The following is a 25,823-nucleotide window of genomic DNA, read 5'->3' as shown; positions in this document are numbered from 1 at the left end:
ACACCGGCTGCGAGGTGCTAGCGGACGGGGGTCATCCGCCACCGATAGGGGCGGTTGATGTTGTCGGCATCCACATAGTGAACGCCGGCCTCTGGCCCGGAGGGCACCTCATGGTCCGCCTCCTCGCACGAGGCCTCCCATACTTCCGTGCGTGTCAGCGCGTGGATCTCGCCGTCGATCACAACCCACCCGCGCACCGCCTTATACGGAATGTTGCCGCGCGGTGAGGCGTAGCGTGCCCCGACCTCAACTGTCCGCAGCAGGAGAGTGAAGGACTGTGAGGCACCAATGCTTCGGGTGACGAACTCCAGCAGGGCGGAATGTTCGAGGGTGGGGGAACGGCGACCGGTCGGATCGGTGTGAAAATACACGAGTCCGCCATGCTCAGCGGTAACCCTGAGCTCGTGAGTGCCGTTGCCGTGCCGCGTTCCGACCAGGGCAGCCACGAGAAGCTCCTGGTTGTCGCGCCGCACGCTGGTTCGGTCGCAGCCCGAACAGTTAAGCACGTAGAGGGGAAGCGGCCCCTTATCGATATGGGCCGCATTCGGAGTGAGACTGGCATCGGAGCGGCAGTAGGGGCACGTGATTCTCATGAGGCGGTTCCTCAATCGGTTCGCACATCGCGGAGTGCCGAGGACCTGACTGGGCGCCCTAAGACGTCCGATTGCCCCGGTGTGAAAAAGTTAGCAGCGCCCCCGCTCAGGCGCAGTCGGCATGAATGAGGACATGACCCGAGAAAAGGCACCAGATGCGGCGGCGCGCCCGGGATGTGGGTAAATGGGTGTGGATTTGCGGCGTGTGGGGAATGGCCGTAATGTCTTCTAAGTCACCCCACAGGTGCGGAAAGCTGCTTAGCTTTTCGGCCTCATGCGGGACCATCTCGACGCCGTGAAGACAGCCGTTGTTCATCTTGTATGAATGTTGTCTCGTGGTTTAGAATTGTAAGTCTTCCATCTCGCTGGTTTCCTGGTCTGAGTCGTGGGTTTTGTGGTGTGCTTCGGCGGCCTGGAACGTGCGTTTCGCTCGACTTGACAGCGGCGAGCAGGGTGGCTAAGTTAGACAAGTTGCCTCAGCGAGATAGCCCATTAGGGTTCGAAGCTGGGTGCGTCCGATCCTTGAGAACTCAACAGCGTGCACAATGTCAAATGCCAAAAACCTCGTGGTTGTTGTATCCGTTTCTAGCGGGTGCGCAGCTAAGAGATTCCTTTGGAATAACAATTGAAGTCGTGGTTAATGACCACGCAAAATAACAAAAGCAAGTCAGTAATGATTTGTTCTTGCTAGTTTCAAACTTGCAGTTTCTTCGCCTATTCCGGCGGGTTTCTGCACTAGATGGGCACCTGGTTTCGACTGGGGAGCTATTCAACATTTACGGAGAGTTTGATCCTGGCTCAGGACGAACGCTGGCGGCGTGCTTAACACATGCAAGTCGAACGGTGATGAGGAGCTTGCTTCTCTGATCAGTGGCGAACGGGTGAGTAACACGTGAGCAATCTGCCCTTGACTCTGGGATAACTGCGGGAAACTGTAGCTAATACCGGATACGACCTTGGAAGGCATCTTTCTTGGTGGAAAGAATTTTGGTCAAGGATGAGCTCGCGGCCTATCAGCTAGTTGGTGAGGTAATGGCTCACCAAGGCGACGACGGGTAGCCGGCCTGAGAGGGTGACCGGCCACACTGGGACTGAGACACGGCCCAGACTCCTACGGGAGGCAGCAGTGGGGAATATTGCACAATGGGCGCAAGCCTGATGCAGCAACGCCGCGTGAGGGACGAAGGCCTTCGGGTTGTAAACCTCTTTTAGTAGGGAAGAAGTGACTGGGTTTTCCTGGAAGTGACGGTACCTGCAGAAAAAGCACCGGCTAACTACGTGCCAGCAGCCGCGGTAATACGTAGGGTGCAAGCGTTGTCCGGAATTATTGGGCGTAAAGAGCTCGTAGGCGGTTTGTTGCGTCTGCTGTGAAAACCCGAGGCTCAACCTCGGGCCTGCAGTGGGTACGGGCAGACTAGAGTGCGGTAGGGGAGATTGGAATTCCTGGTGTAGCGGTGGAATGCGCAGATATCAGGAGGAACACCAATGGCGAAGGCAGATCTCTGGGCCGTAACTGACGCTGAGGAGCGAAAGCATGGGGAGCGAACAGGATTAGATACCCTGGTAGTCCATGCCGTAAACGTTGGGAACTAGATGTGGGGACCATTCCACGGTCTCCGTGTCGCAGCTAACGCATTAAGTTCCCCGCCTGGGGAGTACGGCCGCAAGGCTAAAACTCAAAGGAATTGACGGGGGCCCGCACAAGCGGCGGAGCATGCGGATTAATTCGATGCAACGCGAAGAACCTTACCAAGGCTTGACATATACCGGAAACGGCTGGAAACAGTCGCCCCGCAAGGTCGGTATACAGGTGGTGCATGGTTGTCGTCAGCTCGTGTCGTGAGATGTTGGGTTAAGTCCCGCAACGAGCGCAACCCTCGTCCTATGTTGCCAGCACGTAATGGTGGGAACTCATGGGATACTGCCGGGGTCAACTCGGAGGAAGGTGGGGATGACGTCAAATCATCATGCCCCTTATGTCTTGGGCTTCACGCATGCTACAATGGCCGGTACAAAGGGCTGCAATACCGTAAGGTGGAGCGAATCCCAAAAAGCCGGTCTCAGTTCGGATTGAGGTCTGCAACTCGACCTCATGAAGTCGGAGTCGCTAGTAATCGCAGATCAGCAACGCTGCGGTGAATACGTTCCCGGGCCTTGTACACACCGCCCGTCAAGTCATGAAAGTCGGTAACACCCGAAGCCGGTGGCCTAACCCCTTGTGGGAAGGAGCTGTCGAAGGTGGGATCGGTGATTAGGACTAAGTCGTAACAAGGTAGCCGTACCGGAAGGTGCGGCTGGATCACCTCCTTTCTAAGGAGCACGTGCATCTCTCCTCTGTATACAGGGAGATCAAAGATGCCAGTCATGCCACGCCGAACGGTGTGGATGGCGCTCATGGGTGGAACATTGACATTGGTATGAGGACGGTCGTTCTCGAGTTAGTACGCTTTCCGGTGTTTACACGGGGGAGTTGGAGGATTCGGGTTCGGAGAGAATTGTATGTGCACGCTGTTGGGTCCTGAGGGACCGGAACATATCGTTGGTCGAGTTTGTTGAGACCGGGTATGAACTGTTCCTCTGGATCCTTTTCTGTTGGCATCAATGGCCGGCAGTTGGGGTACCGCCCGTACTTTGAGAACTACACAGTGGACGCGAGCATCTTAAATTTGACGGACTTTGGTCCGTTGGATTACAAAGATCTATGCACTTATTTATAAGTGCGTGATCATTGGTCAATTTCGATCATCACTTTCGAGTGGTGATACTTAATCGATTCAAACTCATGTGATTTCAAATTTTTAAGAGCAAACGGTGAATGCCTTGGCATGTAGAGCCGAAGAAGGACGTAGTAATCTGCGATAAGCCTCGGGGAGTTGATAAACGAACTGTGATCCGAGGATTTCCGAATGGGGAAACCCCGCCAGGCCCGTAAGGTGACCTGGTGACTCCCGCCTGAATATATAGGGCGGGTAGAGGGAACGTGGGGAAGTGAAACATCTCAGTACCCACAGGAAGAGAAAACAATAGTGATTCCGTTAGTAGTGGCGAGCGAACCCGGATGAGGCTAAACCGATCATGTGTGATAGCCGGTAGGCGTTGCATGGTCGGGGTTGTGGGACTTTTCAGCCGATTCTACCGAATGGCAAGGGTTAGAGCGTTGTATAGACGAACAGGATTGAAAGCCTGGTCATAGAGGGTGCGAACCCCGTAGTCGAAATGCAGTAATCACCCGAAGAGTATCCCAAGTAGCACGGGGCCCGAGAAATCCCGTGTGAATCCGTCAGGACCACCTGATAAGCCTAAATACTCCTACATGACCGATAGTGAACAAGTACCGTGAGGGAAAGGTGAAAAGTACCCCGGGAGGGGAGTGAAATAGTACCTGAAACCGTTTGCTTACAAACCGTTGGAGCCAGTCTGATTCTGGTGACAGCGTGCCTTTTGAAGAATGAGCCTGCGAGTTAGTGATATGTGGCGAGCTTAACCCGAGAGGGGAATGCGTAGCGAAAGCGAGTCTGAATAGGGCGATTCAGTCGCATGTCCTAGACCCGAAGCGAAGTGATCTATCCATGGCCAGGTTGAAGCGACGGTAAGACGTCGTGGAGGACCGAACCCACTTCAGTTGAAAATGGAGGGGATGAGCTGTGGATAGGGGTGAAAGGCCAATCAAACTTCGTGATAGCTGGTTCTCTCCGAAATGCATTTAGGTGCAGCGTTGCGTGTTTCTTGCCGGAGGTAGAGCTACTGGATGGCCGATGGGGCCCAAAAGCTTACTGACGTCAGCCAAACTCCGAATGCCGGTAAGTGAGAGCGCAGCAGTGAGACGGTGGGGGATAAGCTTCATCGTCGAGAGGGAAACAACCCAGACCACCAACTAAGGTCCCAAAGCGCGTGCTAAGTGGGAAAGGATGTGGAGTTGCGCAGACAACCAGGAGGTTGGCTTAGAAGCAGCCACCCTTGAAAGAGTGCGTAATAGCTCACTGGTCAAGTGATTCCGCGCCGACAATGTAACGGGGCTCAAGCACGCCACCGAAGTTGTGGCATTGATATTTTTGGTAAGCCGCCACCTTGTGTGGTTGGTTCAGCCGTGTTGATGGGTAGGAGAGCGTCGTGTGGCCAGCGAAGCGGCGGTGTAAACCAGCCGTGGAGGCTACACGAGTGAGAATGCAGGCATGAGTAGCGAAAGACGGGTGAGAAACCCGTCCTCCGAAAGATCAAGGGTTCCAGGGCCAGGCTAATCCGCCCTGGGTAAGTCGGGACCTAAGGCGAGGCCGACAGGCGTAGTCGATGGACAACGGGTTGATATTCCCGTACTGACGAAAAACCGCCCAAGCTAATCCAGTAATGCTAAGTATCTGAATCCTCTAGCTAATCCCTTCGGGGTGAGGCCAGGGGCCTAGCGTACGACCCGACACTGGTGCGGTTAGCGTATTAACAGGTGTGACGCAGGAAGGTAGCTGAGCCGGGCGATGGTTGTCCCGGTCTAAGGATGTAGGGCGAACGATAGGCAAATCCGTCGTTCATATAGCCTGAGACCCGATGGGTAGCCCGTAAGGGCGAAATCAGTGATCCTATGCTGCCAAGAAAAGCATCGACGCGAGGTTTTAGTCACCCGTACCCCAAACCGACTCAGGTGATCAGGTAGAGAATACTAAGGAGATCGAGAGAATCGTGGTTAAGGAACTCGGCAAAATGCCCCCGTAACTTCGGGAGAAGGGGGGCCTGAGGCGTGAACGGACTTGCTCCGGGAGCGTTCGAAGGCCGCAGAGACCAGTGGGAAGCGACTGTTTACTAAAAACACAGGTCCGTGCTAAGTCGCAAGACGATGTATACGGACTGACGCCTGCCCGGTGCTGGAAGGTTAAGAGGAACGGTTAGCCGCAAGGCGAAGCTGAGAATTTAAGCCCCAGTAAACGGCGGTGGTAACTATAACCATCCTAAGGTAGCGAAATTCCTTGTCGGGTAAGTTCCGACCTGCACGAATGGCGTAACGACTTCCCAGCTGTCTCAACCGCGAACTCGGCGAAATTGCATTACGAGTAAAGATGCTCGTTACGCGCAGCAGGACGGAAAGACCCCGTGACCTTTACTACAGCTTGGTATTGGTGTTCGGTGTGGCTTGTGTAGGATAGGTGGGAGACTGTGAAGCTTGGACGCTAGTTCAGGTGGAGTCATCGTTGAAATACCACTCTGGTCATATTGGATACCTAACTTCGAACCGTGATCCGGTTCAGGGACAGTGCCTGGTGGGTAGTTTAACTGGGGCGGTTGCCTCCTAAAAAGTAACGGAGGCGCCCAAAGGTTCCCTCAACCTGGTTGGTAATCAGGTGTCGAGTGTAAGTGCACAAGGGAGCTTGACTGTGAGACTGACACGTCGAGCAGGGACGAAAGTCGGGACTAGTGATCCGGCAGTGGCTTGTGGAAGCGCTGTCGCTCAACGGATAAAAGGTACCTCGGGGATAACAGGCTGATCTTGCCCAAGAGTCCATATCGACGGCATGGTTTGGCACCTCGATGTCGGCTCGTCGCATCCTGGGGCTGGAGTAGGTCCCAAGGGTTGGGCTGTTCGCCCATTAAAGCGGTACGCGAGCTGGGTTTAGAACGTCGTGAGACAGTTCGGTCCCTATCCGCTGCGCGCGCAGGAAATTTGAGAAGATCTATCCCTAGTACGAGAGGACCGGGATGGACGAACCTCTGGTGTGTCAGTTGTTCCGCCAGGAGCACCGCTGATTAGCTACGTTCGGAACGGATAACCGCTGAAAGCATCTAAGCGGGAAGCCGGCTTCGAGATGAGATTTCCATCCCTTAGGGGGAGAGGCTCGCAGCTAGACTACTGCGTTGATAGGCCGGATGTGGAAGTGGGGACTAAAGACCCATGAAGCTGACCGGTACTAATAAGCCGATAATTTGATAACACTCAGTTTGAAGAAGCTGCTTTAGCGTCCACTATGTGGTTCTCGATGTACGGTCGAGAACAACACCCCACGGTGTCTAATAAACATTGCAGGGGTCTATAACTAAAAAATATAGGTTCGAAACACGCATCACCAAGTGTTTCGGCGGCTATAGCAAGAGGGAAACGCCCGGTCACATTCCGAACCCGGAAGCTAAGACTCTTTGCGCCGATGGTACTGCAGGGGGGACCCTGTGGGAGAGTAGGACACCGCCGGACTTAACTTAGCAACACCATCAATGGCCACCCCACACGGGGTGGCCATTTTTGCGTTAACCCCTCATACCGCCAGGGGCCAGGTCTCGGCAGACCCGACCAGCGGAAGAGTCAGCTGCGGGGCCGCAGCCCGTCCAGGGCGACCGTGAGCACGTCGTCCGCGAGCTGAGCGGCGTCTTCCAGGCCCTCAGGGCGGTACCACTCGGCAATGGAGTTGACCATGCCAAAGAGCAACCGGGTGACAACACGGGCATCGACGTCGCTGCGGAGGGACCCCTCGGCGCGGGCCTCAAGCACGAGGGCCGAAACCATGTGGTCGAACGCGCGACGGCGGGTGAGGGCATCGCGCTCCACCTGGGAATTGCCGCGCACGCGCAGCAGCAGCGTCACCGACGGCAGCTTGGCCGCCAGCACCTGTACCGCGCCACGCAGTACGTAGGCGAGCCGATCGATGGCGGCGCCGGCGAGGGCGCCCTCCTCGGCGAGGACACCCTCGAGAGCGGTCAGCGCCTCGTCGAGAGCCAGTTCCAGCAGCTCTTCCTTGGAAGCGAAGTGGTGGTAGATCGCCGCTTTGGACAGGTCCAGGCGTGCCGCGAGTGCTCCCATGGAGGTGGCGTCGTAGCCATACTCGTTGAAGGCTGCGACAGCGATATCGAGAATGGCGCGCTGATCGTAACCGGGGCGCCCCCGCTTGGCCGAGATGAGGTCAGACATTATTAGCAGTATCCCATGCGGTAGAGACGGATCCGTGCTTTACCTCAGGTCGTAGACCCGCTTCAGCTTGCCGGCACTGCGTTCGAGGGTGCCGGGCTCGGCGATCTCCACCTGCACGGTCGAGCCGATCTGGTCCTTGATCCGGGCGATGAGGGCCGCGCGGGCCGTGTCCGAGGAGGCGCCGTCGGCGTGCTCGTGGCGCTCGATGCGCACGGTCAACTCGTCCATCCGGCCGGGGCGGGTGAGTTCCAGCACGAAATGCGGCGAGAGGTGTTCAATGCTCAGCACAATCTCCTCGATCTGGGTGGGAAAGAGGTTCACCCCACGGAGGATGATCATGTCGTCGTTGCGTCCCGTGATTTTCTCCATGCGGCGCATGCCAGGGCGAGCCGTGCCGGGCAGCAGCCGAGTGAGGTCCCGGGTGCGGTAGCGAATCACCGGGAAGGCCTGCTTGGTGAGTGACGTGAAGACCAGCTCTCCCGTGTCTCCGTCGGCGAGGGGTTTTCTGGTCTCGCCGTCAATGATCTCCGGGTAGAACTGGTCTTCCCACAGGTGCGGTCCGTCTTTCGACTCGAGACATTCGCTTCCCACGCCGGGGCCCATGACCTCGCTCAGCCCGTAGATGTCGAGCGCGTCGAAGTCGAGACGTTCCTCAAGTTCCAGACGCAACTGGTTTGTCCACGGTTCGGCACCGAGAACGCCCGCCTTCAGGCTGGATCGGCGCGGGTCGAGACCAGCGGCCACCATGGCATCCGTTATCGTCAGCAGGTAGCTCGGAGTGGACAGAATGACGTCGGGTTCGAAGTCGTTGATCATCTGCACCTGCTTGTTGGTCTGGCCTCCCGACATGGGAATGGCAACCGCTCCGAGGGCCTCAATGCCGGCGTGCGCGCCGAGGCCACCCGTGAACAGGCCGTAACCGTAGGCGTTGTGCACCTTCATTCCTGGGCGAACGCCGGCGGCGCGGAGGCTCCGTGCGACGAGGCCGGCCCAGTTGCGAAGATCGTCTTTGGTGTATCCAACGACGGTGGGCAGGCCGGTGGTGCCCGAGGAGGTGTGGATGCGCGCGACCCGGTCCATGGGAACCGCGAACATGCCGAAGGGGTAGCTCTGCCGCAGATCTTCCTTCGTCGTGAACGGCAGGAGAGCCACGTCGTCAAGGGTGCGGATGTCGTCGGGGTGAACGCCGACAGCATCGAACTTTCGCGTGTAGAGGGGCACATTGGCGTAGGCGTGGCGCACGGTCTGCTGCAGCCGAAGGAGCTGTAGTGCGAGGATCTCGTCGCGTGACATTCGCTCTTCGGGGTCGAGCTCATCGAGAGATGGGGCGTGCAGGCGGGTCTTGGTCAGCGTTGACATGGTGCCTCCGGAGCTGGTCAGTTGTGGGCGCGGGTGGGCGTTGCGAGGGTCGTGGTTCGACTGCGACCGCGGAATTCCGCGATGGGAACGTTGTGCTCGTCGGTGACGCGCACGTCGTACAGTCCGCTCCGCCCGCTCTTGGTACGGAGCACGGCGGTTGCGGTTAGAGTCTGGCCGAGGGTTGCCGGCTTCAGAAAGCTGATGTCGGCGCCAGCGGCCAGGGTGACGTGATGGTCGTCATTGCAGGCGATGGCGAATGCCGTGTCCGCGAGGGAGAAGATCATGCCGCCGTGAGTCACATCGAAGCCGTTGAGCATGTCATCTCGAACCAGCATTGACACGATGGCGCTCCCGGGTTCGGTGTGCTCCACAACCATGCCGAGCCCGGCGGATGCCCGATCACGCTGCATCATGGCGCGGTTTCCGAGGGGTGATTGTGCCGCTGCGTGCTGCGCGGGTTCGTGCGGTGCGGCGTCGGGTGCTGCGTCCAACTTGGTTCTCCTCTTTGAGTGACCGTGATGCGAAAACGTGTACCGGCGGCGGGGGTTGCTGCGCCGATAGTGTGACTATATACTAACTGAACGATCGGTTGGTAAATATTTGCCTTCCGGACGTGGAACCTTGAGCGCCAACGATGACCAGGAGTCAATGATGACAACCCACGCAGGGCCTTATCCCCTTGCTCCGGATGCCTCCGCGGAGAATCCGGAGATTTCTGCCGATGAGCAGCAGTTCAACGATCTGATCGAGGCGGATTCCCGCATCGAACCGCGTGACTGGATGCCAGAGGACTACCGCAAGTCCTTGGTGCGGCAGATCTCCCAGCACGCGCATTCCGAGATCATTGGTATGCAGCCGGAATCGAACTGGATCACGCGGGCGCCGAGCCTCAAGCGTAAGGCGATCCTCATGGCCAAGGTCCAGGACGAGGCCGGTCACGGTCTTTACCTGTACTCGGCCGCACAGACCCTCGGTGCCACCCGGGACGGCATGACCGAAGCCCTCATCGCCGGCAAGGCCCGCTACTCCTCGATCTTCAACTACCCCACCCCGACATGGGCCGACATGGGTTCGGTCGGCTGGCTCGTGGACGGCGCCGCCATCTGCAATCAGGTGCCGCTCTGCCGCGCCAGCTACGGCCCGTACGGCCGTGCGATGGTGCGCATCTGCAAGGAAGAATCCTTCCACCAGCGCCAGGGATTCGAGATTCTGCTCGAGCTGATGCAGGGCACCGAGGCTCAGCGCCATATGGCGCAGGACTCGGTGAACCGCTGGTACTGGCCCGCGCTGATGATGTTCGGCCCGCCCGATGACGACTCGCCCAACTCCGCGCAGTCCATGGCGTGGAAGATCAAGCGTTTCTCCAACGACGAGCTGCGCCAGCGCTTCGTGGGCATGCTCGTGCCCCAGGCCGCCGTGCTCGGGATCACCCTGCCAGACCCCGACCTCAAGTGGAACGACGAGACCCAGAAGTATGATCTCGGCGAGATTGACTGGACCGAGTTCCACGAGGTGCTCTCCGGCCGAGGCGCCAGCAACGCGCAGCGCCTGCAGCGCCGACGCGATGCGCACGCCGAAGGCGCCTGGGTGCGCGAAGCTGCGGCCGCCTACGCCCGTAAACAGTCCGAACGATCTGAAATGGTGGCCTCATGACCGCACCCGGCGATTCCGCAAACGAAATCTGGCCCCTGTGGGAGGTCTTCGTGCGTTCCAGCCGTGGGCTGAGCCATGTGCACGTGGGTTCGCTGCATGCTCCCGACGAGATCCTCGCCGTGCGCAACGCCCGCGATCTCTACACTCGTCGCGCTGAGGGCGTCTCCGTGTGGGTCGTGCCTGCCGCCGCCATCACTACGAGCGACCCCGACGCCAAGGGCGCCTTCTTCGAATCCGCGTCCGGCAAGAACTACCGCCATGCGAGCTATTACTCCAAGAGTGAGGGAGTGAAACACCTATGAGCGTCGAAACGGATGACTCCATGCACGACGACGGCCACGGGCACGTCCAGGTTGATGTCACCCTGCTACCTGACGAGCTGATCGCGTCGGCAGCCGTTGCCTCCGCCGATGTCGCGGAGTATGCGTTGTGGCTCGGCGACGACTCGCTCGTTCTCGCCCAGCGCCTCGGCTCCTGGATCTCGCGGGCCCCCGAACTCGAGGAGGACGTAGCCCTGGGCAATATCGCCCTTGACCTCATCGGACACGCTCGTTCGCTGCTCCACTACGCCGGTACGGCCTCCGGACAGAGCGAAGACGACCTCGCCTACTGGCGCGATGAGCCCGAATGGCGTTCCCTGCAGATCGTGGAGCAGCCCAACGGCGACTTTGCGCACACCATTGCACGACAATTCATCGTGAGCCACTTCTTGTTCGAGCTCTACACGCGACTGCGCGATTCCACCGACGCAACGCTCGCCGCCGTGGCCGACAAGGCGGCGAAAGAGGTGGACTACCACCGCGACCACTCGGTGCAGTGGGTGCTCCGGCTCTCGCTCGGAACTGATGAGTCCCGCCGCCGCATGCTCGTCGGCTTCTCTGACATGTGGCCCTACGTCGACGAGATGTTCCGCGATGAACCGCTGCTCGACCGACTGGAGGGCGTGGCCGTACGCCCGTCCAGCCTGCGCGAAGCGTTCGAGCGTGCGATCGCTCCGGTCTTCGCCGAGGCCGAGCTGGAGGAGCCCCGCGGCTTCATCGCCTCGGGCGGCGGACGCCGGGGAATTCACTCCGAGCATCTCGGCCTCCTGCTCGCCGATATGCAGGTGCTCACCCGCGCTCACCCCGGAGCGAAGTGGTGACCTCGCCGGCCCCCGAGTCGACGGCGCGACCGCGACCGGTCGACGCCGAGTCGCTCCGCGCGTGGCTCGTTGCCGCCACGGTCGTTGACCCGGAGATTCCGGTGCTCACGATTGAGGACCTCGGCGTGCTGCGGTCCGTCAGCGTCACGTCAAGCGGTGTCGACGTCGCGCTGACGCCCACCTATAGCGGATGCCCCGCCCTCGACGCCATGCGCGACGACGTTCACGGGGCGCTCACCGCCGTCGGTTATACCAATGTCACCGTGCGGCTCGTGCTGAGCCCCGCGTGGACGACCGACTGGATGAGCGAAGAGGGCAAACTCAAGCTCATCGAGTACGGCATCGCCGCCCCCACCGGGCACTCCGCAGCACGCCCCTCCGGCCCGGCCGGCCCGGTTCGCCTGCAGCTCGCGGTCAAGTGCCCGCGCTGCAACTCCCTCAACACGCGTGAACTCGCCCACTTCGGTTCGACCTCGTGCAAGTCGCTCTATGAGTGCAAGGACTGCCTCGAACCCTTCGACTACTTCAAGGTGCTGTGACCATGACTGCAACGAACATCGGTGCCACGAAGCACCGGGCGCGTTTCCACACGCTCACCGTCTCCGACGTGCGCCAGCTCACCGCCGACAGCGTGGAGGTGACCTTCGCTGTCCCCGAAAATCTGCGCGGAGCCTTCGACTACGCTCCCGGCCAGCACCTCGCCCTGCGCGCGACGATCGACGGCCACGAACTGCGCCGCAGCTACTCCATCTGCCGGCCGCCGAGCACGAGCGCCGCCGGATCGATCAGCGTGGCCATCAAACGGGACCTTGGCGGCGTGTTCTCCAGCTGGGCCAACAGCGAACTGCATGAGGGCCAGGAGATTGAGGTGATGAGCCCGCAGGGCACGTTCACGTCGACCCTGCCCGACCTCGACGACAAGCACATTGTGGGCGTGGCCGCAGGCTCGGGCATCACCCCGCTGATGTCGCTCGCGCACACCGTGCTCGCGTCGTCCGCTACCTCACGCTTCACTCTCGTGTACACGAACCGCACCGCGCTCGACGTGATGTTTCTCGACGAACTCGCCGATCTCAAGGACCGCTACCCGGCCCGCCTCGCGCTGTACCACGTGCTTTCGCGGGAGCAGCGCTCATCCTCGCTGCTCACCGGGCGCATCGACGAAGACAAGTTTCGCCGCATGCTGGACTCGATTCTGCGGCCCGCAACGGTGGACGAATGGTTCCTCTGCGGGCCGTTCGAGCTCGTGCAGTTGTGTCGCGACACCCTAGAGGATGTGGGCGTCGATCGCTCCCGCGTGCGCTTCGAACTGTTCACAACGGGCGAGACCAACCGCGCCAGCGGCGGCGATTCCGGGCGACCCGTCCAGGTGGCGGCCGGCGACAAGACGTTCCAGATTGACTTCACGTTGGACGGCCAGAGCAACACCGTCACGACGCCGGTCAACGCGAACGAGAGCATCCTGAACGCCGCCCTGCGCGTGCGCCCCGATGTGCCCTTCGCCTGCGCCGGGGGTGTGTGTGGCACCTGCCGCGCCAAGCTCGTGAGCGGCGATGTCACCATGACCGAGAACTACGCGCTCGAACCCGACGAGCTCGAACGCGGCTTCGTGCTCACGTGCCAGTCCCACCCGACCACCGAAAAGGTTGTCGTCGACTACGACGGCTAATCTCGGCCCGACAGAAAGCGGATGCCCATGATCGAGCTGACCTTCAAGGACGACGTCGCGTACGTGGTGCTGAACGCCCCCGACAAACTGAACGCCCTCGACGAGGCGGCCGTCATCGAACTCGATGCGGCGTACGCGTCCGCGGAGGACGCCGGAGTGCGAGCCCTCGTGCTCCGCGGCGAGGGCCGGGCGTTTTGCGCCGGCCGCGATATTTCGGCCGTCGACCCCCGAACCGACGACGTGCAGGGCTACCTCGGCGGGCACGTTACCAAGCTTCTGCACCGCATGAGCGCGTTTGGGGCGCCCACCTTTGCGGCCGCGCACGGTGCGTGCCTCGGTGTGGGCCTCGGACTGCTCATCGCCACCGACGTGGTGTACGTGGCCGACAACGCCAAAATCGGCTCACCCTTTGCCAACCTCGGGGCCACCCTCGACTCGGGTGGACATGCCCTGTTCGTGGAGCGTCTCGGCGCCCACCGCACCCTCGACCTCATCTACTCCGGTCGGCTCATGTCGGGTGCCGAGGCTGTGGGCGCCGGGTTGTTCAGCCAGGTCTTCCCCGCGTCGGAGGTGACGGATGCCACAGTGCAGGCCGCCGAGCGGGCCGCGACGGGCGCGACCCAGGCTTTCCTGGCGAGCAAAAAACTCGTCGCAGCGCTGCGGGATGAACGTTTGGGACTCTGGGACAGCATGACCGCCGAAACCGCGGCCCAGGCGGCGCTCTGCGACACCGAGGACTATCGGGAGGGCTTCGCGGCCTTCCAACAAAAGCGCAGGCCCACCTTCACCGGCCACTCCTAGCCTGCACTGCGGGCGACGGGAGGGCACGCGGCCTCGCGGTTGTAGTCTTGAGGGGTCGGCAGAGGAGGGCACATGACCACACGGTGGGCGCGTTTCGTCCGCGGTTGGATTGTCGCTCTCGTCTCGACACTGGTGGCTGCGGTACTGCATACGCTCGCCGGCGGACCCGGACCCGGCGTGCTGCCCATTGTCATTTCGCTCTCCTTCGCTGGAATGATCTGCATTGCGCTCGCCGGGCACACGCTCTCCATCTGGCGCGGTGCCCTCGCCGTGCTCGCCAGCCAGTTCATCTTTCACGGGCTCTTCGCCCTGGGCCGATCCGGGGGTGCAATCCCGCCCGACACGATTGCGACATCAGGCACCCACCACTCCCTGCTGCCCGGGATCATCGAGGCTGCCGGAACCACGGCTGCAACGCATGCCGGCCATTTCGGCCCCACGATGTGGCTTGCCCACGCGGTGGCCGCGGGCATCACGATCGTGGCGCTCCGTTTCGGAGAGGGCGCGTTCTGGAGCCTCCTCGAGACCGCGAGGCTCATCGTTCGAGCGCTTTGTCTTCCAACGCTCACCGTTGTGGTTCCGCCCGTACTCGCGCGTCGTGCCAGCACCGCATGGGTGAGCCTTCCCCGCAACATCTTCGTCTTGTTGTCCTCCGTGTCGCGCCGTGGGCCGCCACCGGTCTCGCTCGTCGCCTGACACCCCCCGCCGCCTTCGACGCGATGCCCGGAGCTTCGGCAGTACGAGACGAATACCCACTTCGCACCGAATGGGATGCCGGCCGTGTGCTGCATTTTTCTGCGGCCCGCGTCGGCCGCCCTGAACCCTCTGAAAGACCACCCATGAAGCTTTTCACCACCACATCCGCACTCGCGGGATCTGCTCTCGTCGCCGGCGTTCTGCTGGCCCTGAGCGCACCCCTCGCAGCCAGGGCTCACGTCTCAGCCGGCGCCACGTCGACCGCCGCCGGGTCATCGACGCTGCTCACCTTCGCCACGGCGCACGGATGCGACGGCTCGCCCACCACAATCATCGCCATATCGCTCCCCGAGGGCGTCGCGAGCGTGGCGCCCACGGTCAACGCCGGCTGGGGCGTCGAGAAGGTTGCGGCGGACCTCGCCACGCCGATCGATGACGGCCATGGCAATACGGTCGCCACCCGCACCGGGCAGGTCGTGTACACGGCGCAGGCACCACTTGCCAGCGGCCTGCGCACCACGTTTGTTCTCAGCTTCACGATTCCAGCCGACGCCGAGGGTGAGACTCTCGAGTTCCCGGTGCTGCAGACGTGCGAGACCGGCTCAACGAACTGGAGCGAGACCACGGTTGACGGCGAGGAGGAGCCGGCTCACCCCGCACCCTTCATCGCGGTGACCGAGGCCGCTGGCGACGGGCACGAGCACGGCGCCGCGACAACCGATCACGCTGAGACCACAGAGGCGGCGACCGAGAGCGCCGCATCCTCCGACGATGTCCTCGCCCGCGTGCTCGGTGTCGGCGGCCTCGCCGTCGGAGCGGTTGGTATCGTGCTCGCCGTGAGCGCGCGTCGCAAGCAGTCTGCATAGCGTGCAGCGCATGAACAATATCCAGTCCGGTTCGATCGCGCGCGGCGCGGGATTTTCCCTGCCCGCCCGGGTGGCACTCGGCGGTGGCCTGATCGTCGCCGCGGTGGGGCTGTTCGCCGCCCCCGCCTCGGCGCACAACTACCCGGTGGGGTATGCGCCGGCCGAGAACTCGGTCATCACCGAGCAGCCCGGTGTCTTCTCGGTCACCACGAACGACCTGCTGCTCAACCTTGACGGTGCCGGCGCGGCCAGCGCCATGCAGATCACCGGCCCGAAAAGCGCCGATGAACCGCTGTATTACGGTGACGGATGCGCCACGGTATCCGGCGCCACGGTGGAGAAGAGCGCCCAGCTCGGCGGCGCCGGCGATTACACTGTCATCTGGCAGAGCGTGTCCACCGACGGTCACGCTATCTCCGGCGAGTACTCGTTCACGTGGAAACCCCGAGAGGGACAGGAGCTCGCCACCGGCTCGCCCGTCGTGCCCACGTGTGGCGGAACCGTCGAAGACGAGACACCCCCGACGACCGCTGCCCCCGGCACCGTCTCGCCAGGCGCATCCGCTGCTTCGTCGGGGGTCCTCACCGATGTGGCCTGGATCGGCGGCTCCCTCGGTATGGTGCTACTCGCCGTCGGCGCGACGCTGTTCGTGCTGCGACGAAAGTCGAAGCCGGAAACCAGGTAGCAGCTCGGGATACCGCCCGGAATCACCCGCCAGGTGATTCCGGGCGGTAAGCCCCCGCTCTCGGTGGCCGGACGCTGGCGCAGGTAGACTTACACGGTGAGTTGGAACGCCGAAATCCCGTGGAATCCTGACGAGTTCGAACCACCGGAAGACTTCGATGCTCCACCACCGCCGGGTGAAAGCGAATACGCGCAGCCCGGTGGTGGCCAGCCCGCAGGCGCACGTCAGGCATCCGCTGCCCCCCGCGTGGCCACCATGCCGGCCACGCGCAAATTCGTGACGGCCGCCGAAGCCCTGCAGACCGTGTTCGGCTACGACTCGTTTCGCGGGGACCAGGCCGAGATCATCGCCCAGGTGGTCCACGGCAAAGACGCCGTCGTGCTCATGCCGACCGGTGGCGGTAAGAGCCTCTGTTACCAGATTCCGTCGCTCGTGCGGGAGGGGACCGGCATCGTCGTCTCTCCGCTCATCGCCCTGATGCAGGACCAGGTCGATGCGCTCACCGCGGTGGGTGTGCGCGCCGCTTTTCTCAATTCAAGCCAGGACGCCGCAGCCCGTGGCCGCGTGGAACGCGACTATCTCTCCGGTGACCTCGACCTGCTCTACGTGGCACCGGAGCGCCTCTCGAGCGAGGCGACCAAACGCTTTCTCGACCAGGGCACGATCGCCCTCTTCGCGATCGACGAGGCGCACTGTGTGTCGCAGTGGGGGCACGACTTTCGCCCGGACTACCTGGCCCTCTCCGAGCTCGCTGACCGTTGGCCCGACGTGCCGCGCATCGCCCTCACCGCCACGGCGACGGATGCCACGCACCAGGAAATCACGACGCGCCTGCAGATGGGCGACGCCAAACACTTCGTGGCGAGCTTTGACCGGCCCAATATTCAGTACCGCATCGTGGGCAAGAACGAGGTGCGCAAGCAGCTCTTGTCGTTCATCAAGACCGAGCACCCCAGCGACGCGGGCATCGTGTACGCGCTGAGCCGCAAAACTGTGGACCAGACCGCCGAGTTCCTACGCCAGAACGGGCTCAACGCCCTGCCGTATCACGCCGGCCTTGACGCGGGACTACGCGCCCGTACCCAGTCTCGATTCCTGCGCGAAGAGGGCGTCATCATCGTGGCGACCATCGCCTTCGGAATGGGAATCGACAAGCCCGACGTGCGATTCGTGGCCCACATCGACCTGCCCAAATCGGTCGAGGGGTACTACCAGGAAACCGGTCGCGCCGGTCGCGACGGCGCCCCCGCCGACGCGTGGCTTGCCTACGGCCTCGCCGACGTCGTGCAGCAACGCCGCATGATCGACGAGTCACCCGGCGACCTCTCGCATCGCCGCAAACTCTCCGCGCACCTCGACGCCATGCTCGCGCTCTGCGAGACGGTGCACTGCCGACGCGTCAACCTGCTGCGCTACTTCGGCCAGACGAGCGAGCCGTGCGGCAACTGCGACACGTGCCTCGAACCACCAGCGGCCTGGGACGGCACCGTTCCCGCCCAGAAGCTGCTTTCCACGATCGTGCGCCTGCTGCGCGAGCGCAACCAGAAATTCGGCGCGGGACACCTCATCGATATTCTGCGCGGCAAGGAAACGCCCCGCGCCACGCAACACGGCCACAACGCCCTCAAGACGTGGGGGATCGGCGCCGACCTCAGTGACCAGCAATGGCGCGGTGTGGTGCGGCAGATGCTCGCCCAGGGCTTTCTCGCCACTTCCGGCGAATACGGCACGCTGATTCTGACGGATGCCGCGGCGGAGGTTCTGGGGGGAGGCCGCAGCGTGCAGCTGCGCACCGAGCCCGATCGTCCCGTGCGGTCGGCTGCCGCTCGCGGTTCGAGCAAGAAGGCCGCTGCCGCGGACCTGTCGCCGGATCAGGCCGCGCTCTTCGAGGCGCTTCGGACCTGGCGTTCCGCCCAGTCGAGGGAGCAGGGCGTTCCGGCGTACATCGTCTTCGGCGACGCTACCCTGCTTGCCGTGGCTGCGGCGAAGCCCGCGAGCATGAGCGATCTCGACGGCATCACCGGCATCGGCGCCAAGAAGCTGGAGGCCTATGGGGCGGCCCTGCTGGAGGTGGTGGGCGCGGCACCCGCCAGCTAGGCTTCCCGCCCGGGGTTGTGGGGGATAGCTGGGAGATTGCCTGCGCAGTTGAGGAAACCTACAAGACGGATGCCGCGACCGGCATGCATCTTTGTAGCCCGGTCACGCACTATTTCGCCGGGGGCATGGTTGGTTCTAGCGTGGGCGAACAGCAACGTTCCGCGCAAGAAGTTAGGACCCCGATGGTTGACACCGCCCAGCGCTCCAAGGCCCGCCCCACCGTGAGCGACACGAACCCAAACACGGACACGGGCCCCGTCGCCGTCGGCGGCGTCACGGTGCAGCCCGCCGTTGATGTGGCAAGCCTCGGGCGTCAGCTGCTTGGCACGTGGGCCGACGTGCGCATCCAGGCGCGCGAGCTGTCCGCCCGCCCCGACATGCAGCGTATCGAGGGCCTCAGTATGGCCGATCACCGCGCCCGCGTTTTCGACCAGCTGCACGTGCTCGCCGAGAACGGTCATGTGCTCCGCGCGTTCCCGACGCACCTCGGCGGGGCCGACGACCACGGCGGAAACATCGCCGGCTTCGAAGAGCTCGTCATCGCGGACCCCAGCCTGCAGATCAAGGGTGGCGTGCAGTGGGGTCTCTTCGGTGCGGCCGTGTTGCACCTCGGCACGGAAGAACACCATAACAAGTACCTGCCCGGCATCATGGACCTCAGTGTTCCCGGTGCGTTCGCCATGACCGAGATCGGCCACGGCTCCGACGTCGCGAGCATCGGCACAACCGCAACATTCGACCCGGAAACCGACGAATTCGTCATCCACACCCCGTTCCGTGCGGCATGGAAGGACTACCTCGGCAACGCCGCAAAAGACGGCATTGCCGCCGTGCTCTTCGCACAGCTGATCACCCAGGGCGTCAACCACGGCGTGCACGCGTTCTACATCCCCATCCGTGACGAAACCGGCGCGTTCCTGCCCGGCATCGGAGGCGAAGACGACGGCCTCAAGGGCGGTCTCAACGGCATCGACAACGGACGCCTGCACTTCGACCACGTGCGCATTCCCCGCGCAAACCTGCTCAACCGCTACGGTGACGTCACCGAAGACGGCACCTACACGAGCTCCATTTCGAGCCCCGGGCGCCGTTTCTTCACCATGCTCGGCACCCTCGTGCAGGGGCGCGTGTCCCTCGACGGCGCCGCCACCGCGGCATCCGCTCTCGCGCTCACGATCGCCATCACCTACGGCGGCCAACGTCGGCAGTTCAACGCGGGAAGCGCCACGGACGAGGAGGTCATTCTCGACTACCAGCGCCACCAGCGCCGATTGTTCCCCCGCCTCGCCACGACCTACGCCCAGACGTTCGCGCACGACGAGTTCCTCGTGAAGTTCGACGACGTGTTCAGCGGCAAGGCCACAACGGATGCCGACCGGCAAGACCTCGAAACCCTCGCCGCAGCGCTCAAGCCGCTCTCCACCTGGCATGCCCTCGACACCCTCCAGGAGGCGCGCGAAGCCTGCGGTGGCGCCGGATTCCTGGCGGCCAACCGCATCGTGGGCCTGCGCGCCGACCTCGACGTGTACGCCACGTTCGAGGGGGACAACAACGTGTTGCTCCAGCTCGTCGCCAAGCGCCTGCTCACCGACTTCAGCCGTAAATTCGCCAAGGCGGATGCCGGTGCCCTCGCCTGGTACGTCGTGGCGCAGGCCGCCGGTCGCGCCTACAGCGGCACGGGTCTGCGTTCACTGACCCAGCTGATGGCCGACCGCGGGTCGACAGCCCGCTCCGTCGGTGCCCTGCGCGACACCGAGGTGCAGCGCGAGATGCTGACCGACCGGGTGGAGACGATGATCGCCGACGCTGCGGGCAAGCTGCGCCGCGCGACGAAGCTGCCCAAGAAGGAGGCGGCGGACCTCTTCAACGCGCACCAGAACGAACTCATCGAAGCGGCACGCGCCCACGGCGAACTACTGCAGTGGGAGGCCTTCACCCGGGCCCTCGAGAAGACCGAGGACCCCGGAACGAAGCAGGTGCTCACCTGGCTGCGCGACCTCTTCGGCCTCGGTCTCGTGGAGAAGAACATCGGCTGGTACCTCATCAATGGGCGCCTGTCCGCGAAGCGTGCCCAGGCGGTCACGGCCTACATCGACCGGTTGATCGCGCGCATCCGCCCGCACGCGCAGAGCCTCGTTGATTCATTCGGTTACACGCAGGACCACCTGCGTGCCCCGATCGCGAGCGGCCTCGAGCGCGAGCGCCAGACCGAGGCGCGCGAGTACTATGCCGCCGCACGGGCCTCGGGTACCGCCCCGCGCGAGGAGAAATCCGGCAAGAAGTAGCCCGGCCCGTCGTACCGCGGTACGAGAAACCCGCAGGCAGAACCCTCCCTGCGGGTGATGTGCCGGGGCATCGCTCGCCCGTAACGTCTTTCATGGGGGCCGCAGAGTGTGCGGCCCCACCACTCATTGAAAGAGGCAACGGATGATTCAGGCACAGTCCCTGACCAAGCGCTACGGCAGCAAGACGGCCGTCGACTCGGTCGACTTCACCGTGCAGCCGGGTAAGGTCACCGGCTTCCTGGGGCCCAACGGCGCAGGCAAGTCCACCACGATGCGCATGATCGTGGGACTCGACAAGCCCACCTCGGGTTCCGTCATCGTCAACGGCAAGGCATACCGCGAGCACAAGGCCCCCCTCCGCGAGGTCGGCATGCTGCTCGACGCGAAGGCCGTACACACCGGCCGCAGCGCCTACAACCACCTGCGGGCACTGGCTGCAACGCACAGCATCCCGGCCAGCCGGGTCGATGAGGTCATCGCCCTGACCGGCCTCGAATCCGTTGCCCGCAAGCGCGTCGGCGGCTTCTCCCTCGGCATGGGCCAGCGCCTCGGCATCGCCGCCGCGCTGCTCGGTGACCCGGCCACGCTCATCCTCGACGAGCCCATCAACGGCCTCGACCCCGAGGGCGTGCTGTGGGTTCGTCGCCTCGCTCGCCAGCTGGCGCGGGAGGGCCGAACAGTTCTGCTCTCCTCGCACCTTATGAGCGAGATGGCGCTCACCGCCGACCACCTCATCGTGCTCGGCCGTGGACGCGTGATAGCGGATGCCCCGGTCGCCGACATCATCGCCTCGGCAAACCGCACCACGGTTCGGGTTCGTACGCCCAACTCGGCACACCTCGCGAATCTTCTCGCCCAGGCTGATGTCACGGTCACCAACCTCGAACAGGACCTGCTCGAGATCGTCGGCGTGACCGCCGTTGAGATCGGCGACCAGGCCGCGCGCGCCGGGATCATTCTGCACGAGCTCACCCCCGTGAGCGCGTCCCTCGAAGAGGCCTACATGACCCTCACCCAGGATGAGGTGGAGTACCGCACCGGCGGCGCGTCATCGACCATCGAATCCGAATCGGCAACACCGGCACTGCAGGAGGCGGCACGATGACCACACTGACCCACCCCACCGCCCCGGCCACGGCCCCGGCCGACACGTCTTACGTGTCCGCCGGCCCCGGTCTCAGCTTCGTCGCCCTGATCCGCTCCGAGTGGATCAAGCTCTGGAGCGTGCGCTCCACCGTGTGGTCCCTCTCCCTGGTTGTGGTCGTGTCCCTCGGCATGGCTGCGGTCATGGCGTGGGCGACGACCTTGCAGCTGGCCAGCATGGGCGGGGCGACCGACCTCAGCGTGCTTCCCGCGGCCGACCAGGCCGGGATCGTTCTGCAGGCCGCCACGTTCGGCATCTTCTTCGGTCAACTGATCGTGGCTGTTCTCGGGGTTCTCGTCATCAGCGGTGAATATTCCACCGGGATGATCAAGTCAACCCTGACGGCGGTCCCGCGTCGCCTCGGGGCCCTCGCGGCCAAGGGTGTCGTGCTGTTCGCGTGCACCTTCGTGGTGGGTGTCGTCAGCACCATCGGATCTTTCCTGGTGGCGGCCCCGATGCTTGCGGGGCAGGGCCTGAGCGTGAGCCTGTTCGACTCAGCCGTTATCCTGCCGCTGCTCGGTGCTTCGCTCTACCTGGGCCTGATTTCCGTGTTCGCGCTCGGAATCGGAACAATCCTGCGCAGCGCTGCCGGCGGCATCGCGGCGGCTCTCGGCACGCTCCTGCTGTTGCCGATCGTGTTCTCCATGATTCCCGCGCAGTGGTCAACGGACGTGTCCCCGTACCTGCTCTCGAACGCCGGCTCCGCGCTGTTCTCGACCACGACGACCATGGAACCCGGGCAGGGCGTGCTCGTCGTCCTCGGCTGGGTTGTTGCGGTGGCGGGTCTGGCCGCCGTCGTGCTCAAGAAGCGCGACGCCTAGAACGGGCGTGACGCCAGTCAGCGGCGTAAAATCGCTGAAATGACCGCAACACCTCTTTCCCCCGGGCGGAACACGCTGCCCGGGGGAGATTTGAATCTGCCCACCCCTCCCGGCCTGATTCGACGTTTCTGGGCCCGGCACCCGCGCGTGGCCGACCTTCTCCTGGCGAGTATGTACTTCGTGCCGATGGCGATCGCCCTGATCGTGGACGCACTGCTCGGTGCCGGCGCCCCGCAGGGAATGCTCATACTGAACGCGGTCGTCGTGGTTGCCGTCAGCGGAGCGTTGCTGTTTCGACGACGGGCGCCCCGACTCGTGCTCGTGATCACCGCGCTGGGCATGGTGGCGGGATTTGCCGAGTATGGCCAGGGCCACCTGCTTCCCGTGCTCCTGGCGCTCTACGCTGTGGCCGTGTACCGAGATGTGTCAACGGCCTGGGTGGGGTTCGGAGCGTCCGCCCTGCTCGGGGCGCTGTCCGTGTGGCTCAACGAGGGGGTCACGTTCATGTCATGGGTCGCCGTCGCGAGTCAGGTCGTGATCATGATGCTGGCGGCAACCCTGATCGGCGTCAACGTGGGCAACGGCAAACGGTACGTGGCGGCGCTCGTCGACCTCGCGGCCCAGCTCGCCGCCGAACGGGACCAGCAGGCACAGCTGGCTCGCGTGTCCGAGCGGGCACGCATCGCTCGGGAAATGCACGACGTCGTCGCGCACAGCCTGTCCGTGATGGTCGCCCTCGCCGATGGCGCCAACGCCATCGCGCCGAAGGATCCCGAACGCTCCCGGGAGGCCATGCTCGAGGTCGCCTCCACGGGGCGCAGCTCAATGCGGGAGATGCGTCGTCTTCTCGGCGTGCTTGCCGAAGCTCCCGAAACGGGTGCCGCGGTTCGCCAGGGCGGGCGCGACCGGCGCGAGCCCGCCGCCGTGCGTGCTCCTCTCGAACCTCAGCCCGGAACTGAACAGCTCGTCGAACTGGTCGAATCCTTCCGCGCGGCCAAGCTGCCGATACGACTGGAACAGAACGGGCGCGGTCCGAACAACGCCGGCGTGCAGCTCACGATCTATCGGATCGTGCAGGAGTCCCTGACGAACGTGCTGCGCTACTCGGAAAGCCCGACGCTCGTGACCGTGCGAATCGTGGCCACGTCTGGGGGCGTGGAGGTGATCGTCGCCGACAACGGCCTGGGGCATTCTCCTGCGCCCTCACAGGGCTCCGGGCGGGGAATCATTGGTCTTCAGGAACGTGTGGCGCTGTACGGAGGCACGCTCGAGGCCGGCCCTGCAGCCAATCGCGGCTGGCGGGTCACGGCGACCATGGTCTTCGATCCTGAGGAGAAAGCGTGACCATTCGAATCTTGCTCGTCGACGATCAGGCCCTGCTGCGGGTGGGTTTTCGCATGGTGCTTGAGGCAGAGGACGACCTGCGGGTGGTGGCCGAGGCGGGTGACGGTGCGGCGGCCGTCGCCGTCGCGGCTCGCGAACGGCCCGACGTTGTGCTCATGGACGTGCGAATGCCCGGAATGGACGGTATCGAGGCCACACAGCACATCGTCGCCGCGAATCCGAACACCCGGGTGATCATCCTCACCACCTTCGACCTCGACGAGTACGCCTTCGGCGGGCTCCGAGCCGGTGCGAGCGGGTTTCTGCTCAAGAACACGGAGCCGGGGGAGCTCATAGCCGCGATCCGGTCTGTGGCGTTGGGGGAAGCATCCGTTTCCCCCCGTGTGACCCAGCGGATGCTTGAGCTTTTCGGCTCAAAGCTACCCGCCCAGCAGGGAGCAGAGAACGGGGAATGTGGTCGTCTCGACACGCTGACCTCGCGCGAACATGAGGTGTTCCTCGCGATCGCTGAGGGACTCTCGAACCCGGAGCTGGCGTTGCGGTTCAGCCTGTCGGAGTCGACGGTGAAGACCCACGTCGGCCGAATCCTGCAGAAGCTCGGGCTGCGCGACCGCGTGCAGGCCGTGATCCTCGCCTATGAGCTCGGCATCGTCGGCGGTTGACTTCTCCGCGACCGGCACGGGGAATAGGCTCACAGCATGCGTACTTTTTACCCAGAGATCGAACCCTACGAAACCGGCATGCTCGACGTGGGCGACGGACAGACGATTTATTGGGAGGCCTCCGGTAACCCGGAGGGCAAACCCGCCGTCTACCTGCACGGCGGCCCAGGCGGAGCCAGCAGCGCGCCGCAGCGTCGAGTCTTCGATCCGGCGAAGTACCGCATCATCCTCTTCGACCAGCGGGGATGCGGCCTCAGCACCCCGCACGCGAGTGCGCCGCACGCCGACCTGGCCACGAACACCACCTGGCATCTCGTAGCTGACCTGGAAAAACTGCGAGAGCACCTGGGCATTGAACGCTGGCTGGTCTGCGGTGGATCCTGGGGCAGCACGCTCGGGCTCGCCTACGCCGAGACCCATCCCGCCAAGGTCACCGAGCTTGTTCTGCGCGGAATCTTCACGCTGCGTCCGATGGAACTTGATTGGTTCTACGAGGGGGGCGCCGCGGCGATCTACCCCGACCTGTGGGAGGCGTTCCTGGCGCCGGTTCCCGAAAACGAGCGCGGCCACTTGATCGCCGCCTATGGGCGCATGCTGAATGATCCGGACGAGTTCGTGCGTGAACGCGCCGGCATCGCCTGGTCCACGTGGGAATCGTCGACGATCACCCTCTTGCAGGAGCCCGACAAGATCGCGCACTTCACCGAGCCGGCCTTCGCGGTGGCCTTCGCCCGCATCGAGAACCATTTCTTTGCAAACGGGGGCTGGTTCGAGCCGAATCAGCTGATTCGGGATGCTGGCCGCCTCGCCGACATTCCCGGTGTCATCATCCAGGGACGCTACGACATGTGCACGCCCGCGTTCACAGCCTGGGACCTGCACAAGAACTGGCCGGAAGCGGACTTTCACATGATCCCGGATGCCGGCCACGCCTTTGACCAGCCGGGAATCCTCGACGCCATTATCGTCGCCACGGATCGCTTCGCCGGCTGACCCAACGCCGGCCACGCCCCCATTGCAGGGCGCATCCCGGGTCGAATGACCGCCTCGCCTTGATGAGGGCCGGGCGGGCACCTATCGTTAGGTCCGAGGCGATCATTTGCCAGGCGAACCCACCCCTCGTG

At 63.3% G+C, this 25,823-nt stretch carries 20 protein-coding genes and 3 rRNA genes; 19 read left to right on the top strand and 4 right to left on the bottom strand.

Features of this window, described 5'->3' with window-relative positions; all coding sequences use genetic code 11:
* Positions 1–17 precede the first annotated feature (17 nt).
* Positions 18–593 carry a hypothetical protein gene (locus EDD25_RS08245; protein WP_134172845.1) on the bottom strand — a complete coding sequence of 192 codons (576 nt, stop codon included), beginning with the start codon at positions 591–593 and terminating at the stop codon, positions 18–20.
* Between the two features lie 775 nt (positions 594–1,368).
* Here EDD25_RS08245 and EDD25_RS08240 point away from each other — a divergent pair.
* The 3 genes from EDD25_RS08240 (at position 1,369) to rrf (ending at position 6,765) form a co-directional block, all read left to right on the top strand.
* Positions 1,369–2,903 (top strand): 16S ribosomal RNA (locus tag EDD25_RS08240).
* Between the two features lie 478 nt (positions 2,904–3,381).
* Positions 3,382–6,508: ribosomal RNA gene (locus tag EDD25_RS08235) — 23S ribosomal RNA — on the top strand.
* A 140-nt stretch (positions 6,509–6,648) separates the two neighbouring features.
* Positions 6,649–6,765: ribosomal RNA gene (gene rrf, locus EDD25_RS08230) — 5S ribosomal RNA — on the top strand.
* Together the 16S, 23S and 5S rRNA genes form the textbook arrangement of a ribosomal RNA operon.
* A gap of 108 nt (positions 6,766–6,873) precedes the next feature.
* Here rrf and EDD25_RS08225 read toward each other — a convergent pair.
* Genes EDD25_RS08225 through paaI form a run of 3 tightly spaced genes read right to left on the bottom strand, consistent with a single transcriptional unit; the run spans position 6,874 to position 9,326 of the window.
* Complete coding sequence (locus EDD25_RS08225) at positions 6,874–7,476, bottom strand: TetR/AcrR family transcriptional regulator (protein ID WP_134172844.1); 603 nt, start codon at positions 7,474–7,476, stop codon at positions 6,874–6,876.
* Positions 7,477–7,515: 39 nt separating this feature from the next.
* Positions 7,516–8,835: a phenylacetate--CoA ligase PaaK gene (gene paaK, locus EDD25_RS08220; protein WP_134172843.1), complete on the bottom strand. Its 1,320-nt coding sequence runs from the start codon at positions 8,833–8,835 to the stop codon at positions 7,516–7,518.
* Positions 8,836–8,852: 17 nt separating this feature from the next.
* Positions 8,853–9,326 carry a hydroxyphenylacetyl-CoA thioesterase PaaI gene (paaI, locus tag EDD25_RS08215; protein ID WP_338419637.1) on the bottom strand — a complete coding sequence of 158 codons (474 nt, stop codon included), beginning with the start codon at positions 9,324–9,326 and terminating at the stop codon, positions 8,853–8,855.
* A 157-nt stretch (positions 9,327–9,483) separates the two neighbouring features.
* Here paaI and paaA point away from each other — a divergent pair, with 157 nt between their 5' ends.
* From paaA to pip, 16 genes are all read left to right on the top strand, one after another.
* On the top strand, positions 9,484–10,488 hold the full coding sequence (paaA, locus tag EDD25_RS08210; protein WP_175183014.1) for a 1,2-phenylacetyl-CoA epoxidase subunit PaaA: 1,005 nt from the start codon (positions 9,484–9,486) through the stop codon (positions 10,486–10,488).
* Positions 10,485–10,790 carry a 1,2-phenylacetyl-CoA epoxidase subunit PaaB gene (paaB, locus tag EDD25_RS08205; RefSeq protein WP_134172841.1) on the top strand — a complete coding sequence of 102 codons (306 nt, stop codon included), beginning with the start codon at positions 10,485–10,487 and terminating at the stop codon, positions 10,788–10,790. The genes paaA and paaB overlap by 4 nt, the downstream gene beginning before the upstream one ends.
* Positions 10,787–11,629 carry a 1,2-phenylacetyl-CoA epoxidase subunit PaaC gene (gene paaC / locus EDD25_RS08200; RefSeq protein ID WP_134172840.1) on the top strand — a complete coding sequence of 281 codons (843 nt, stop codon included), beginning with the start codon at positions 10,787–10,789 and terminating at the stop codon, positions 11,627–11,629. The genes paaB and paaC overlap by 4 nt, the downstream gene beginning before the upstream one ends.
* Positions 11,626–12,168: a 1,2-phenylacetyl-CoA epoxidase subunit PaaD gene (gene paaD / locus EDD25_RS08195; RefSeq protein WP_134172839.1), complete on the top strand. Its 543-nt coding sequence runs from the start codon at positions 11,626–11,628 to the stop codon at positions 12,166–12,168. The genes paaC and paaD overlap by 4 nt, the downstream gene beginning before the upstream one ends.
* A gap of 2 nt (positions 12,169–12,170) precedes the next feature.
* On the top strand, positions 12,171–13,298 hold the full coding sequence (paaE, locus tag EDD25_RS08190) for a 1,2-phenylacetyl-CoA epoxidase subunit PaaE (RefSeq protein WP_134172838.1): 1,128 nt from the start codon (positions 12,171–12,173) through the stop codon (positions 13,296–13,298).
* A gap of 27 nt (positions 13,299–13,325) precedes the next feature.
* On the top strand, positions 13,326–14,099 hold the full coding sequence (locus EDD25_RS08185) for an enoyl-CoA hydratase/isomerase family protein (RefSeq protein WP_134172837.1): 774 nt from the start codon (positions 13,326–13,328) through the stop codon (positions 14,097–14,099).
* Between the two features lie 72 nt (positions 14,100–14,171).
* A complete protein-coding gene (locus tag EDD25_RS08180) occupies positions 14,172–14,795 on the top strand; it encodes a hypothetical protein (RefSeq protein WP_134172836.1) in 624 nt (207 codons plus the stop codon).
* Between the two features lie 143 nt (positions 14,796–14,938).
* Positions 14,939–15,661, top strand: coding sequence for a YcnI family copper-binding membrane protein (locus tag EDD25_RS08175; protein WP_134172835.1), 723 nt, complete (start codon positions 14,939–14,941; stop codon positions 15,659–15,661).
* Positions 15,662–15,671: 10 nt separating this feature from the next.
* Entirely contained in the window at positions 15,672–16,346 is a 675-nt protein-coding gene (locus tag EDD25_RS08170) for a copper resistance CopC family protein (RefSeq protein WP_134172834.1), read from the top strand.
* Positions 16,347–16,601: 255 nt separating this feature from the next.
* Complete coding sequence (recQ, locus tag EDD25_RS08165) at positions 16,602–18,443, top strand: DNA helicase RecQ (RefSeq protein WP_134175294.1); 1,842 nt, start codon at positions 16,602–16,604, stop codon at positions 18,441–18,443.
* 182 nt (positions 18,444–18,625) lie between these two features.
* Entirely contained in the window at positions 18,626–20,728 is a 2,103-nt protein-coding gene (locus tag EDD25_RS08160; RefSeq protein WP_134172833.1) for an acyl-CoA dehydrogenase family protein, read from the top strand.
* A 142-nt stretch (positions 20,729–20,870) separates the two neighbouring features.
* The gene (locus EDD25_RS08155) at positions 20,871–21,833 is read left to right on the top strand and encodes an ABC transporter ATP-binding protein (protein WP_134172832.1); all 963 of its coding nucleotides are present in this window, start codon (positions 20,871–20,873) and stop codon (positions 21,831–21,833) included.
* Positions 21,830–22,693, top strand: coding sequence for an ABC-2 transporter permease (locus tag EDD25_RS08150; RefSeq protein ID WP_134172831.1), 864 nt, complete (start codon positions 21,830–21,832; stop codon positions 22,691–22,693). The genes EDD25_RS08155 and EDD25_RS08150 overlap by 4 nt, the downstream gene beginning before the upstream one ends.
* Before the next feature lie 39 nt (positions 22,694–22,732).
* Complete coding sequence (locus EDD25_RS08145) at positions 22,733–24,037, top strand: sensor histidine kinase (RefSeq protein WP_134172830.1); 1,305 nt, start codon at positions 22,733–22,735, stop codon at positions 24,035–24,037.
* The gene (locus EDD25_RS08140; protein ID WP_198418886.1) at positions 24,034–24,699 is read left to right on the top strand and encodes a response regulator; all 666 of its coding nucleotides are present in this window, start codon (positions 24,034–24,036) and stop codon (positions 24,697–24,699) included. Before EDD25_RS08145 ends, EDD25_RS08140 begins: the two co-directional genes overlap by 4 nt.
* Positions 24,700–24,735: 36 nt before the next feature.
* The gene (gene pip / locus EDD25_RS08135; RefSeq protein WP_134172829.1) at positions 24,736–25,692 is read left to right on the top strand and encodes a prolyl aminopeptidase; all 957 of its coding nucleotides are present in this window, start codon (positions 24,736–24,738) and stop codon (positions 25,690–25,692) included.
* The last annotated feature ends 131 nt before the right edge of the window (positions 25,693–25,823 follow it).

The sequence above is a fragment of the Cryobacterium psychrophilum genome (assembly GCF_004365915.1).
Taxonomy (GTDB): Bacteria; Actinomycetota; Actinomycetes; order Actinomycetales; family Microbacteriaceae; genus Cryobacterium; species Cryobacterium psychrophilum.
Note: the sequence above shows the minus strand (reverse complement) of the source record. Positions and strands in the feature narration are given on the sequence as shown.